Source organism: Bradyrhizobium sp. BR 10289, assembly GCF_019455385.1.
Taxonomy (GTDB): domain Bacteria; phylum Pseudomonadota; class Alphaproteobacteria; order Rhizobiales; family Xanthobacteraceae; genus Bradyrhizobium.
In genome coordinates, this window is the sequence record NZ_JACOFR010000039.1 from 1 (window position 1) to 13,573 (window position 13,573).

Sequence of the window (13,573 nt, forward strand, 5' to 3'; positions counted from 1 at the left end):
GGTGTCCAGGCTCTCGCTGGTCTCCGTCAGAAACTCCCGCAACAGATCATCCATGGGATACGCCTTACTGAGCTGGACTTCGACGCCTGTGCCACGTCTGGAATCGGCGGAAGTCTTCGCCTCGAATCGTTAGACAACCCCTTTCACGGTCCCGTTAATTTCGTCCTCCGTGCTAATACGGATATTGAAGACAAGTTTGCAGTTCGACCCCGCGCGCAAGCGCTTTTCGGCAAGAGCTGCAACGACAGGCGATCGTGAGAAGCGTCAGGTAAAGGCGGCGCTAACAGCGAGAAGATGCGCGCAAAAAAGGTCTGCCCGCGAAAGAGGATATGCGCGGCTCGCGCGTGGCCGGCTTCGATCACTGGCGATCGGCGGCCTCTCACAACGGTCAGGTCGTGCCCTGCCGAACCCGCAACGCCCGCGTTTAGGGTGAATGAACGCTTAACTCGCCGCCAGTACGACCGGCGCGGCGCTAACCGAGGCGCGCAACCGCGGAACGATGCTCCGCGAGGCAGTCGTTGATCGCGGCCAGCAGCGCGTGCGGTGTGAACGGCTTGCGCAGACAGCGTGCGGCACCGAGCTCCAGCGCCATGCGCAGGAAATCGGGCGCGGGCGAATTCAGATCCGCAAAAGCATAACCCGACATGGCAATCAACGGAATCGCAGGCGCCTGCTCGTGGAAGATCCGGATCGACTCGAACCCGCGCATATGCGGCATGAAGATGTCGACGATCATCAGGTCGAACTGCTCGTGTTCGAGCGCGCGCAGTCCCGCTTCACCGCCGTCGGCAATCGTCACTCGAAAATGGTTTCGCTGCAGATAGACCTCGATGGCCATACAGACCATCGGGTCGTCGTCGACAACGAGAATATGACGCAGACTTTCTGTCCCCGTTTGAGTTTCCCGTTTCGGCGATTCAATAATTGAACCGTGGCGCAAGCCTTTCTCCTCTGGTTTGAAACGAACGATTGACGGTCGCGAAGCTCGGCGAGGGAATCAGCGCGGCGCAAGCGATGGGCTCGATATCTGCGGCCATGCGGCGGCACGCTTCGAGGCGATGGTTGGTCGCCGGAACTGCTCGTCCAGCGAACGAGGCTGCGAGACGTCCGGTTGAGGCGCGGATAGGGTGGTTCCGGCTCACGAGGCCCCCTTGCCACTTTTTCCTGCGCGTCCGTTGCAGGAGCGGCGCGCGGGTTCAGCCGCGAATCGCGTGCGCCACTCTTAATTCCGCCGCAAATGCGACACGCTGTCTGCCCCCCAACGGGTATATAGACGGCGACACAACCATTACAATAGTATTGTTTCGCCGTACAACTGGATGACGAACCGGTCACGGCGTCGCACACGTCGGATTGAGTTTGCATGACCGCAAGCGGCCACCCGTCCAACCAATTGCTGCAGACGCTCGATGCGGCTGATCTCGATCTGCTGCGGCCGCATCTGGCTACGGTCGAAATAGTCAGGGAATCTGTCTTGGGCGAGGCGGGCGCAGCGCTCCGACATGTCTACTTCCCCCACGGCGGAGCCGTGTCGATCACGGTCGGCCTCTCCGAAGGACAAATGATCGAGGTGGCGATGCTGGGGCACGACAGTGTCATCGGCGGCGGTGCCGCACTTGCCGACGGCGTCGCGCCGGCAGACGCCACCGTGTTGTTCCCGGGAACTGCCTCCATGCTTGAAATTGCGGCCTTCCGCGCCGTCGCCGCTGCGAGCGCTCCGTTTCGCAACCTGATGATTAGGTACGAACAGGTGCTGTTCGCGCATGCGCAGCAATCGTTGCTCTGCAATACGCTGCATCCGGTCGAGGCACGGCTTGCACGCTGGCTTCTGCGGGCCCGCGATCTCTCCGACAGCGAGATCCTGCCGCTGACACAGGAGACACTGGCGCAGATGATCGGCGTCCGGCGCAACGCCATCTCCCTCGTCGCACACGCGCTCCAGCGCGCCGGCATCATCCAGTACACCCGCGGGCAGATCGTCATCGTCGACCTGCCCGCGCTCCAGACGACGTCCTGCGATTGCTATGCGGCCGTGAAGGCTCACCACGCGGCCTTGATCGGAATCCGGCAATGACACCACGCAGCTGCAACGATCTGCATGCCGCCGTGTACACAACGCGTGCCTGCGACCTAGTTGCCCGGATGACAATGTACCAATTGCCAATATATCCCGACGTGAACATGATGGAACTTCCCCGCACAGGGCATGAATCGCACGCCGCGACCAACCGGCGCAGGAGAGGGAGGCAGCTTTGGAAACGATGGTGCGTCCATCCAACGGTTTCCTGTCCGCGCTGTCGGCAGACGATTATGAATTGCTTCGTCCCTATCTGCGAACGGTCGAACTGCCCCACGAGGCTGTGCTGGTCGAAGCCGGCGAGACGCTCAAGCGGGCCTATTTTCTCCACCGCGGCGTCATCTCGCTGGTGGTGAAGCTCGCCAAGGGCGAGCATGTGCAGATCGCCATGATCGGCCGCGACAGCCTGCTCGGGACGCTCTCGACCATGGGCGATGCCTGCGCGCTGAACACCGCGATCGTGCTGGTTCCCGGCGCCGCCTCGGTGATGGATCTCGACCGGCTGCGCAGTGCCGCCGACCAGAGCAGCACCTTGCGGACCCTGCTCACCCGCCACGGGCTCGCGGTCTACGCGCAGGTGCAGCAGACTGCGGGCTGCAACGCGGCTCATCCCGTGGAGTCGCGGCTGTCGCGCTGCCTGCTGCACACCCATGATCTCAGCGGCGACCACCGGCTGCTGCTGACCCAGGAAGCGATGGCGCAGATGATCGGGGCACGGCGCAACAGCGTGTCGCTGGTCGCCAACACCTTGCAGCAGGCCAATTTCATCCACTACAGCCGCGGACACATCCAGATCCTGAACCTGGAGGGGCTGCGCCAGACGGCGTGCGAGTGCTACGCCACCGTGAAGGCCCAGTACGACCGGCTGCTCGGCCAGCACTGACCGGCATCCCTCGCGTGGTAAACCTGCGGTTAATGCCGGCCTGCAAACCCGCATTGTCCCGCACCCAAAACTGAAATTCAAATGCCGTAGACACGATGCCTGCCTCGCGCCGGACAGGCCGCGCGACAGACGAACCGTGACCAGGACAAGCAAGCCCATGTTCGAGATGACCGTCGCGCCGGCGCATAAGGTGCTCGATGCCGAACCCGCGCGCGAGCCGGGCCCCTATGCGGCACTCGTGCGCGAGATCGGCGAGGAGGGCGCGGGCGAAGTGCGCGCCGTGTTCTGGAGCGAGACGAGCGCGCGGCTGCAGCTGTTCCGCACGCTCTCGCTCGCGCAGCACAATGCCAGGATCGCGCGCGAAGCGCATTCGCTGAAGAGCGCGGCCGGAACGTTCGGCTATGTCAGGCTCGCGGCGCTGGCGCTGCGGCTGGAGAAGTCCGCGGAGACGCTCGGCGAGACGGAATTTCACGATCTGCTCGACCGGATGGATGCGGCCTACGCCGCCGCCCGCGCGCAGGAACCGCAGGCCTGAAGCGCGACGAGATCTGGCTGAATCGTCATCGCGCTTCAGGTCGCTGTTTGCGCACGATCTCTTCGGAGAACCGCTACGCGCCTTTGCTCGAGCCAAGCGCGTGCAAAACCCGCCGTACTTCTACGGCGTGCGATTTTTAGAGATGGCTAATCATGGGAGGCGATAGTCGCGGGAAACCAGGAGGGTTTCCATGTTCACCTACGAGACTGCGGACCAGAAGGAAGTCCGGCGCTTCCGCATCGCTCAGTTCAACGGCCGCATGGCGACGGTGACGTCCGGCGAGGCAACGGTGACTGGCTTCGTGCGCTCGGTCCTGGAGCAGGAATCGACCACGCCCCCGCGCTGGACCATCACCATCATCCCGAACGTGCCGAAGGACGAGATCAAGCCGCTGCGGCCCGCCTCGCGCGCGCGTCCCTTCGCTGAAGATTATTTCTGAGCCGAGCGGCTTCCAACGGCCTGCCGAGGTCCGGAACGCGCCGCCGGCAGGCGGCGCAACAGAACAGCTTCAATCGATCGAATGCAGCAGCGCGGCGCGGACCAGGTCCGCGGTGTTGCGGGCACCGAGCTTGCGCATCGCCTCGGCGCGATGGCTCTCGAACGTGCGCGGGCTGATCTGCATGCGCAGCGCGCCCTGCTTGTTCGAATAGCCCTCGCTGATCAGCCGGAGCACCTCGCGTTCGCGCTTGGTCAGCCGCTTCTGGCCCGGCGGGCCAAGGAGCTCGGCGCCCGGCACGCGCGGGGCTTGCTGCGCGCGGGCGGCCTTGAGCTCGGCATCTTCGGTCCCGGAGGGGATCGACAAGCCGCCCTTGTGAGAGCCGGCGAGCTGCTTGACCAGGCCGCAAACGCGCTCGGTCTGCGCCAGCGCATTTTCCACCACCCGCTGCAAATAGACCCGATCGCCCGAGACGGGCGCGAGCTGATCGCTGTGGTGCTTGATCTCGCCCATATAGAGCAGGAGTGCGGTCAAGGGGCCGTTGAGTTCGCGGGCGATGGCGGCGGCCATTTCGTCGGCCGCCTTGGCACGGGCTGCATTCAGGCGGGCGAAATCGAGCTCGTCAGTTGGAGCGGTGCTGCTTTCGTACCATTCCGACGGCCGCGAATCGGTGGCCGTATCATTCTGTGACCCCATGTGACCTGTTTAGCGGAACCGGGGCCGATCTGTGGTTAACTTTTTGCTCCGTAAGACTACGGTGATTTGGGCAGTTTTGCGCTAAAACGCCGGCATCGGCACAATTTATGCTTGCGCGGGACTGGCCCTGACTATGCAGGGGTTGAGAATTTCACCCAAATCGCGGGCTCTGGTCCAAAACGCCCCTAACCGCCGTCCCTTGGCCCCAGTCCGCGCCCCCCGAATTTTACGGATTAATTAACGGCAACTTGCTTCTCTAGATCGCAATTGTGAGCGCGCAAATGCCTCCATGCATTGAGCCTGTAGGCTTGCTGGAATCGCTGCGAAAGATTGCGTGCCATGGACGAGATCGATCGGCTATCGGAATTCTTGCAGAGGCTGACGCCGCTGTCACGCAGCTGCCTGCTCAGCGAGCTCGAGCGGCTTGAACTGTGCGGCATCGACATGCCGGGTTCAGCCAGCGTTCAGGCCAAGCTTCGCGCCGAGTTTCGCAAGGACGGATCGACCCAGGCGCGCGCCACCAATCCCTCTCGCTATTTCTTCGCACCGCTCGAATTGCTGCTGATCGACGGCGCGCCCGAGCATGCCAATGCGGGGCGGATCTCGCGCAACACGCTGACCCCGATCTGGGAGTGGATCTGCCGCGATCTCCTGCCGACCATGGCGCGCGACTACATCAATGCAATCAACGATCAGGTCACCGCCAACAACCCGAAGGAAGTGCTGAAGACCGCATCGGCCTTCCAGATCAAGGTCGTCAAGGTGCTCGAGAACACGCTCGCATCGGCGGAGAGCGCCGAACTCGCGCGCGCCAAGCTCGCGCAATACACGGCATCCCGAACCGCCTTCGACGACGTGAAGAAGATGCAGCAGGTGCTGCGCGCCGGCGACGCACTGCCGAAGTTCAACGAAAAGCTGCCCGAGAGGATCACGAAATTCGACGACGTCCAGGTCGCGCAGATCACCGCGCAGCTCGACGCCTTCAAGAAAACCCATCCCGACGCGCTGCCCTTCGCGCTGACGCTGGTGGCGCGACGCCTCAAGACGTCCTGGCAGCTGGTGCGCCTCGCCACCAAGGCGGCCGCGAGCAAGAAAGCAAGCGATGTCGCCGCGACGCCCTATGCCTGCGTCGTTGCCATGGTGCTCGACCGGCTCGACGACAAGCGCCTCGCCTTGCGGATCGCGCTGCGCCACAACCGGATCCTGATCGCGCGCGACCTGCTCACTGACATCTACGACACCGAATATGCGCTCAAGGTGCGCATCGACGGCATCGAGGCCAGCGAATGGGGTGTCCGGCTTCAACAATTGATGGACGCGATCGCGGCGCTTGTGTCGGCCGAGGTCAGCCGCTTCCCCTCCAACGTCGGCCATATCCTCGGCTCCCGCCGGCTGCGCAGTCACGACACACTCGGTGGCAAGCTGACCTATCTGGCTTGGAGGGGACGTGACGTCGTGCAGGATGGCGCGGCAGCGTTCCGCAAGTTGATCGGGCAGACCTGAGCTCACGCTAGCGCGGCAGGCACAGGAAGCGATCTAGAAATCGCCCTGACAGCACGAACCTGAACCACCAATACATCATTCGCCGCATCGACATAGCTGTAATCCCGAAACAGCCCACCACCGGCTCTGGGGACCCATAGCGCAGGTGCAGCAATACGCGTGTGATGTGCTTCACATTCGCAGCATTGGCCTCGCGCGCATTGTCGCAGAACTGTCACGAGCGGCGGCGAAACATGCGCGCATCGCGCGAAAATGAATTCTTCGGCGACGCGCCTCTCTCCTATTCTCCGATGCATCGCACGAGCATTGGGAAGGAGTTCGCGATGAGATCGAACCGACGGATGTTGACGGCGGCAGCGTTGCTGGCGGGAGCGCTGGCGCTCACCTCGACGACGATGGCGCAGACATCGCCGCCACAGGGCAATGCGGCGCCGACCGCCGACAACGCGGTGCTGCTCACCGTGTTCTTCAAGCACGACCAGTCGCGTCCGCTGAACGAGCTGAATGCGCAGCTCGAGAAGCAGGGCTATTACAAATCCTTCCCGCCGCCCGGCACCGAGGTCGTGAGCTGGTACGTGATGATGGGCATCGGCCAGGTGATCACGCTGCGCCTGCCGGCCTCGCGCCTGCGCGAAGTCAATCGCGTCATCGAGGATACCGCGTGGGGCCCCTACCGCACCGAGTTCTATCCGACGTACGATTACAAGGCGGTCGGCATGGCGCAACACGAGAAGGCCACAAGCAATTGAGGCGTCCATTATTCAATTGGGCGAAGCGCGAACGGCTTCGTCCAATTGCAGGACACACGCGCAATGGCGACCAACACACGCATCGAGAAAATCCCGCGCGATTATCGCATCCGCGCGCGCAGCAGGCAGGCATCCCGTAAAAACTTCTCGAAGGAGATCCGAACAATTTTACGAATGATGCAGGCTTTAACGTTACCCAGATAATTCGACAATCGGCTGAAGCTCTCCATATTTGAAACTGCTCACGTCGCTAACACACCGGGACGGAACGGGAGTGGTTTGCGATGGACGACGAAATTGTTGAGCTCGCCGGACGGAGGCCGAGGACCTTCGGGCGGCGAAAGGTGACGCCGCGCGCTTGCGTGGCCGACAGCAAACGCCACTTGCGCGCCTTCATGAGCGAGGTGCTGGAGGACCTCGGCTTCGTCACCAGCGAATGCTCCGGCGCCGACGAGCTGCAGGCGATGCTGGCGAACGAGCTGCCGGACCTGATCCTGCTCGGCATCGCCGCCGACGGCATCGAGCCGGGAAGATTTCTCGAGATCCTGGTGCGCGAGGCCTTCGACGGCAAGGTCTTGGCCGTCGGCGCCCGCGAGTCGATCATCGTCAAGGCGGTGCAGCAGGTCGGCGAGGAATACGGCCTTGCGATGTTGCCGCCGTTGACCACACCCTTCGCCGCGCAGACGCTGCGCGAACGCGTCGCGATGTTGCTGCCGGATGAGCCGGCGCCGAGCCCGGCCGTGCATGTCGGCGAGGCCCTGCATGCCGGCTGGCTCGAGCTGTGGTATCAACCGAAGATCGACGCGCGCACGCTGGTCCGCAGCGGCGCCGAGGCACTGGTGCGGATGCGGCATCCGACCTGGGGCGTGGTGCCGCCGGCCTATTTCATTCCTGAGGCGCACGATCCGCACTTCCGCGATCTCTCGGAGTTCGTGATCGAGCGCGCCGTGCAGGATTGGCACTATCTCCTGGAGCAGCAGAGCCAGGTCGATCTCTCGATCAATCTGCCGGCCTCGTATCTGAAGGAGCCGCAGTCGGTGCGCGATCTCTGCCGCCACGTGCCGACGCATCCGGCCTTCGGCGGACTGACCATCGAGATCGACAGCGCGGAAGCGATCCGCGACCTCGATCTGCTGACGGAGATCGCGCGCGAGATGCGCCTGCACAATATCGGCCTGTCGATCGACAATCTCGGCGCCAACTGGCCGGAGCTGATGGACCTCGGCAAGATTCCCTTCATCAAGCTGAAGGCCGACCGCCACTTCGTGACCGGCAGCGGCAGCGACCGTCTCAAGCGCGCGGTGTGCCGCCACATCGTCGAGCTCGCGCAGGGCTATGGCGTGCCCGCCGTCGCCGAAGGCGTCGAAAGCCGCGCCGATCTCGTCGCCGCAAACGAGCTCGGCTTCGACCTCGTGCAGGGCTTTCTGTTCGGCAAGCCGATGCCGTTGAAGAAGTTTGCAAGGAGCACGTTGACGCGGACGGTGATGGATCCGGCCTGAGGCGAGCAGCCTCAGGCAAACCGCCGCGCCAGGAACACGCAGACGACCACGAGCGCGGTTGCGGCGATCATGCTCCAGGCGACGGGCTCATGCAGCAGGAAGCCGGCGAGCGCTAGGCCGAAGAACGGCTGGAGCTGTTGTAACTGGCCGACGCGGGCGATGCCGCCGATGGCAAGGCCGCGGTACCAGAAGATGAAGCCGACGAACATGCTGAAAACCGAGACGTAAGCGAGCCCGATCCAGGCGGGCACGCTGATGCCGCTCCATGCCGGCGGCCAGGTCCACATCGCGACCGGCACCATCAGCGGCAATGCAAGCAGCAGCGCCCACGAGATCACCTGCCAACCGCCGAGACGGCGCGACAGCGCGGCGCCTTCGGCATAGCCGAGCCCGCACAGCACGATCGCGGCGACCATCAGCAGATCGCCCGTGACCGATGCGGAGCCGTCGTTGGAGAGGGCAAAACCCGCAACCGTGGCGCTGCCGAAGATCGCGAACAACCAGAACAACGGCTGCGGCCGCTCGCCGCCGCGCAGTACGGCGAAGATCGCCGTCGACAGCGGCAAGAGGCCGATGAAGACGATCGAATGCGCGGAGGTGATGTGCTGGAGCGCGAGCGCCGTCAGCAGGGGAAAGCCGGCCACGACGCCGATCGAGACGATGGTCAGCGAGGCGAGATCCTCTCGGCCGGGACGCGCCTGACGGAGCAGGACCAGCACGGCCATTCCGATCAGTGCGGCTATGACCGCCCGCACTGAGGTCAGGAACAGCGCGGAGAAGCCGCCGACCGCGACGCGCGTCGCCGGCAAGGAGCCGCTGAAGATGATGACGCCGAGGAGACCATTGCCCCAGCCAGTTCCCGTCGATTGCATTTCCGTCCCGCCTTTTGGACAGCGATACTCCACCCGCGCCGGTGGCCAAACCAGCAACAATCTAGTACAATCCAGCCAAACTGTATGGGTATGGAAGGCCGTACGCCTTGGGTGGCGAGGCGCAGACAAGAGGTCGCGGCGGAACGCGCACCATCGACGTGATGAGCGCGATCCGCGCCAAGGTCGCAGGACGCACCCTCGGCGCCGGCGACCGCCTGCCGTCGATCCGCAGTCTTGCCACGACGATGGGTGTTTCGCCCTCCACCGTGGTCGAGGCCTATGATCGCCTCGCAGCCGAAGGCCTGATCCGCGCCCGCCGCGGCTCCGGCTTCTATGTCTCGCCGACCGTCACGCCGCCGCTGGCATTGACCGAGGTCGAGCCGCGCCGCGATCGCGCCGTCGATCCGTTCTGGGTTTCCAGGCAATCGCTCGATACGGACGATGCCGTGCCCAAGCCCGGCTGCGGCTGGTTGCCGCCGGACTGGATGCCGGAAGCGGCGCTGCGCCGCGCCACCCGCGCGCTGGCCCGCACCGAGACCAGTGTGCTGACCAATTACAGCTCGACGTCCGGCTCGCTCGCGCTGCGCCGGCTGCTGCTGACGCGTCTCGCCGAAGACGGGATCGAGGCCTCGATCAACCAGCTGATGCTGACGGGCTCGGGCACGCAGGCCACCGATTTGATCTGCCGCTTCCTGCTTCGTCCCGGCGACACCGTGCTGGTCGACGATCCCTGCTATTTCAATTTTCGCGCGCTGCTGCGGGCGCATCAGGCCAGGATCGTCAGCGTGCCCTATACGCCATCGGGCCCGAACGTTGCACGCTTTGAGGAGATTCTCGCCAGCGAGCGGCCACGGCTCTACATCACCAATTCAGCGCTGCACAATCCGACCGGCGCGACGATCTCGCTGCAGACCTCACACCGGCTGTTGACCGCGGCGGCAACCCACGACCTCACCATCATCGAGGATGACATCTTCGGCGACTTCGAGCCCGAGCGCTCGCCGCGCCTTGCCGCGCTCGACGGACTCTCCCGCGTGATCCGCATCGGCAGCTTCTCCAAGACGCTGTCGGCCTCGGTGCGCTGCGGCTACATCGCAGGACGCGCCGACTGGATCGAGCACCTCGTCGATCTCCAGGTCGCGACCAGCTTTGGCGGTCCGAGCCCGGTCGCGACCGAGATCATCACGAAGGTTTTAGCCGGCGGCAGCTATCGCAAGCACATGGATGAGCTCCGGCAGAAGCTGACCCGCGCCCGCCGCGACGTCGCGCGAAAACTCGGGGCGTTGGGCATCGAGCCCTGGCTGATGCCGCGCGGCGGTTTCTTTCTCTGGTGCCGCCTCGACGGCGGACAGGATGCAACCGCGGTCGCACGCGCCGCGCTCGAAGAGAACGTGGTGCTCGCGCCCGGCAACGTGTTCAGCGTGTCGCAGACCGCGCAAAACTTCCTGCGCTTCAACGTGGCACATATGAACGATCCGCGGATGTGGGACGTGCTACGGCGGACGTTGAAGGCGAAACCAGCCGAGCGCTAATACAGCGGCTCTTCATACACCGGCTCGCCGTCGAGCAGCAGGCGCTTGATGGCGGCGCGGCCTGAGGGGAGCACGGCGGCGACGACGCGCAGCTTCTGCTGGTTGCGGGCCTGCTCGAGGTTTCGGCCCTCGCCTTCGGGCACGAAATAGCTTTCGAGGCCGTATGTGATCGTCAGCTTGTCGCAGAACATACGGCTGGTCGAACCGCAGGAATAGCTGACGCGGCCGCGGATCAGGATTTCGGGCGCAGTGACCGCGACGGGCTCGGCATGCACCGAAACCGCCTCGTAAAGGCCGCCGGCATTGGGCGCGAGTTTCACGAAAACGACGGGATTGCGCGTCTCGGCGGTCTTGCCGGCGAGGCTACCTGCCGGCAGCTGCGAGATGTCGTAACGCAGCACGACGTAATCGCCGCGCAGGAAATCGCGGGGATCGACCGGCTGGGTCTGCAAGGTCACTTCACGGCCTTCGCGCAGGATCTGCATGCGATCGGCGACCATCAGGACCAGCAGCACGCATTGGATCAGGATGGCGAGGCCGAACAGCACAGCTTTCGGGATGTGTTGCCAGAATTTTGTGATGGCCTCGATCATCGGTCAGCCCTCGGCAATGCGCGATTGAGCGCAGTTGCGAACACCATTGCGATGATTCCGGCGGCGCCGAGGAAGGCCGAGCGGCGCAACAGCGAGCCCTTCACCGCCCAGGTGATACCCGCAATGACGCCGGCAATCCCGAGCCAGCCGGCCACGATGCGCGGACGCACGTCGTCGAGCACACCGGAGACGACGAGGCACAGCATGGCACCGAGCAGCGCGGCATAGGCGAACCAGGGCTCGCCGGCCGCGGAAGCCGGCCAGATCGGCGCGGCGAGCAGCACGAGCCCGATCGCGCATGCCGCCAGGATTTCGCCGGCGCGCTTCGTGATTGCGCCTGACGCGAGAGCGAGGACCACGCCCGCAAGCCCGCACAGGATCGCCCACAATGGCTGGGCCGATGCGGTGCCGGTCCGGAAGCGAATGATGTCGTCGACTGTCGTCACCTCCAGGAAGGCGACGGCCGCCAGCGCGAACGCACCGTAGGTCGACATGACGCTCCCGAGCAAAAGCGCTCTAGGCCGCCGCGTAGCCGCGATCACGAGCCCGGCGCCGAACAGCAGCGCCGCGCCGTTCGCCAGCACGAAGGACGGCTGAAGGCCATCAAGATCGAAACGAAGCGACGTCGCGATCCACCACGGCAGCACCGCGATCGCAACGAGGTGGACGGCGACGCGGGAATTCCACGCCAACGCGAGAGTGGCGGCGATCAGCCAGACCGCGACGAATGGAAGGTGCAGGATATCGGGCGCATCGTAGCTGCGCATGCAGGTCCAGATGCAGGCGGCAGTGAGACCGACTGCGAGCGCGCCGCGCGAGCCGGTCAGCAGCGCCGCAGCGAATGCCCCGATCGACCACAGCAGCATGCCGCCGGCAAAGTCGTCGCCGAGATGATACATCTGCCCGACCAGCGCAATGCCCGCACCGAAAATGATGGCGCCGACGCTGGCGCAGAGGTCGGCAAGCACGTTGCGGCCCGTCGCGGCGAACCATGCGCCCAGGCCGCCGGTGATGACCATGCCGGCGAGCAGGATCGCGAACCGCAGCAGCCGCGCGATCTCCGTCCAGTGCGCCGCGACGAAAGCAAGGAAGGCGGATGCGATCAGGAGTCCGCCGACGATGCCGACGACCACCGCGATGTTGCCGGTAGGTTCTGTCGAACATCGTCGTGAATAACCTCGTTCCCTGCCGGCCGGCGGGCTGTTGCTAGGTCGGCTTCCGCCGCCGGCAGGTTCAAGCCGTCCCCGCGCGTCAGCCGGCCAAACTACGTTCGCGAATCGCCTGCGCGCCTGCCAAAATGCCGCGTTGGAGTGCGCGCGCAGCCGGCGAGAGGTCGCGGCCGATGCGCCAGAGCAGATAGAGCTCGCGCTCGATCACGGGATCGACCAGCTTGCGCCAGGTGAGGACCGGATGATCGGCCTCGGGCCATGCAAGGCTCGGCAAGGGCGCGACGCCGACGCCGGCCTCGACCAGCGCCAGCAGCGTTGCCGGATGCTCGGCTTCATGGATCGGCGTGCCCTGCCCGAGCTCGGCAACACCGCGCTCGATCTCGAGCCGGATGCCTGTGCCTGTGGCCATGACCACGAGGCCGGCCTTCGAGGCTTCCGTCCAGCTCACGGCCTCGCGCGCGCCAAGCGGATGATCGCGGCGCATGACGAGGGCAAAATTGTCGACGAGCAGGCGCGAGGCATCGAGCTCGGGATCATCGCCGGGGACATTGGCGATGCCGAGATCGACATCGCCGCCGCGCAGCGCTGCGAAGATCTGGTGCCGTGAAATCTCCTTCAGCGTCACCGCGACCATCGGATGCTCACGCTGAAACGCGGCGAGCACGCGCGGCATCAGCCGCAACGCCACCGACGGCACGCAAGCTACGGTGACGTGGCCGCGACGGTGCTCGCGCAAATCACGCAGGTCCTGGAGCTGGCGATCGAGATCGGCGAGCAGGCGCTGGATGCCCGGCATGAAATCCGCGCCGACCTTGCTGAGCTGAAGCTTTCGCGTGGTGCGATCCAGCAGCCGCACCCGCAGGTTTTCCTCGAGCTGGCGCACGGCCTGGCTGACGGCGGATTGCGACATGCCGAGCGCGCGCGCAGCCGCGCTGAAGCTGCCGGTCTCGACGACACGGACGAAAGCGCGGAGCTGCTTCAGGTCGAGCTGATCTATCAGCATAGTTTATAAATATATCTCTCTATTCC

The 13,573-nt window shown here is 64.7% G+C and carries 14 protein-coding genes; 8 read left to right on the top strand and 6 right to left on the bottom strand.

What is annotated here, in order from left to right:
• Positions 1-472: 472 nt before the first annotated feature.
• A complete protein-coding gene (locus tag HYH08_RS35780) occupies positions 473-940 on the bottom strand; it encodes a response regulator (protein ID WP_283844202.1) in 468 nt (155 codons plus the stop codon).
• A 423-nt stretch (positions 941-1,363) separates the two neighbouring features.
• On the opposite strand from HYH08_RS35780, the gene HYH08_RS35785 reads away from it, so the two are divergent.
• The 4 genes from HYH08_RS35785 to HYH08_RS35800 all read left to right on the top strand — a co-directional run bounded on the left by HYH08_RS35785 (position 1,364) and on the right by HYH08_RS35800 (position 3,934).
• Positions 1,364-2,074, top strand: a complete 711-nt coding sequence (locus HYH08_RS35785; protein WP_220014518.1) for a Crp/Fnr family transcriptional regulator — start codon at positions 1,364-1,366, stop codon at positions 2,072-2,074.
• Positions 2,075-2,261: 187 nt separating this feature from the next.
• Complete coding sequence (locus tag HYH08_RS35790) at positions 2,262-2,960, top strand: Crp/Fnr family transcriptional regulator (RefSeq protein WP_220014519.1); 699 nt, start codon at positions 2,262-2,264, stop codon at positions 2,958-2,960.
• Between the two features lie 157 nt (positions 2,961-3,117).
• On the top strand, positions 3,118-3,495 hold the full coding sequence (locus HYH08_RS35795) for an Hpt domain-containing protein (protein ID WP_220014520.1): 378 nt from the start codon (positions 3,118-3,120) through the stop codon (positions 3,493-3,495).
• A 190-nt stretch (positions 3,496-3,685) separates the two neighbouring features.
• A complete protein-coding gene (locus HYH08_RS35800; RefSeq protein WP_220014521.1) occupies positions 3,686-3,934 on the top strand; it encodes a hypothetical protein in 249 nt (82 codons plus the stop codon).
• Positions 3,935-4,003: 69 nt separating this feature from the next.
• On the opposite strand, the gene HYH08_RS35805 is transcribed toward HYH08_RS35800, so the two are convergent.
• A complete protein-coding gene (locus HYH08_RS35805; RefSeq protein ID WP_220014522.1) occupies positions 4,004-4,627 on the bottom strand; it encodes a helix-turn-helix domain-containing protein in 624 nt (207 codons plus the stop codon).
• Positions 4,628-4,966: 339 nt separating this feature from the next.
• Here HYH08_RS35805 and HYH08_RS35810 point away from each other — a divergent pair, with 339 nt between their 5' ends.
• From HYH08_RS35810 to HYH08_RS35820, 3 genes are all read left to right on the top strand, one after another.
• Positions 4,967-6,130, top strand: a complete 1,164-nt coding sequence (locus HYH08_RS35810; RefSeq protein WP_220014523.1) for a hypothetical protein — start codon at positions 4,967-4,969, stop codon at positions 6,128-6,130.
• 323 nt (positions 6,131-6,453) lie between these two features.
• The gene (locus tag HYH08_RS35815; RefSeq protein ID WP_220014524.1) at positions 6,454-6,879 is read left to right on the top strand and encodes a hypothetical protein; all 426 of its coding nucleotides are present in this window, start codon (positions 6,454-6,456) and stop codon (positions 6,877-6,879) included.
• A gap of 284 nt (positions 6,880-7,163) precedes the next feature.
• A complete protein-coding gene (locus HYH08_RS35820; RefSeq protein WP_220014525.1) occupies positions 7,164-8,378 on the top strand; it encodes an EAL domain-containing response regulator in 1,215 nt (404 codons plus the stop codon).
• Between the two features lie 11 nt (positions 8,379-8,389).
• On the opposite strand, the gene HYH08_RS35825 is transcribed toward HYH08_RS35820, so the two are convergent.
• Positions 8,390-9,250, bottom strand: coding sequence for a DMT family transporter (locus HYH08_RS35825; protein ID WP_220014526.1), 861 nt, complete (start codon positions 9,248-9,250; stop codon positions 8,390-8,392).
• Positions 9,251-9,411: 161 nt separating this feature from the next.
• On the opposite strand from HYH08_RS35825, the gene HYH08_RS35830 reads away from it, so the two are divergent.
• Positions 9,412-10,782, top strand: coding sequence for an aminotransferase-like domain-containing protein (locus HYH08_RS35830; protein WP_220014569.1), 1,371 nt, complete (start codon positions 9,412-9,414; stop codon positions 10,780-10,782).
• On the opposite strand, the gene HYH08_RS35835 is transcribed toward HYH08_RS35830, so the two are convergent.
• The 3 genes from HYH08_RS35835 to HYH08_RS35845 are packed head-to-tail and all read right to left on the bottom strand — an operon-like array spanning position 10,779 to position 13,547.
• Positions 10,779-11,375 (bottom strand): GDYXXLXY domain-containing protein, encoded by a 597-nt coding sequence (locus HYH08_RS35835; protein WP_220014527.1) that lies wholly within the window; start codon positions 11,373-11,375, stop codon positions 10,779-10,781. The genes HYH08_RS35830 and HYH08_RS35835 overlap by 4 nt on opposite strands.
• A complete protein-coding gene (locus tag HYH08_RS35840) occupies positions 11,372-12,697 on the bottom strand; it encodes a DUF2157 domain-containing protein (protein WP_220014570.1) in 1,326 nt (441 codons plus the stop codon). Before HYH08_RS35840 ends, HYH08_RS35835 begins: the two co-directional genes overlap by 4 nt.
• Positions 12,627-13,547 (bottom strand): LysR family transcriptional regulator, encoded by a 921-nt coding sequence (locus HYH08_RS35845; RefSeq protein WP_220014528.1) that lies wholly within the window; start codon positions 13,545-13,547, stop codon positions 12,627-12,629. Before HYH08_RS35845 ends, HYH08_RS35840 begins: the two co-directional genes overlap by 71 nt.
• Between the last annotated feature and the right edge of the window lie 26 nt (positions 13,548-13,573).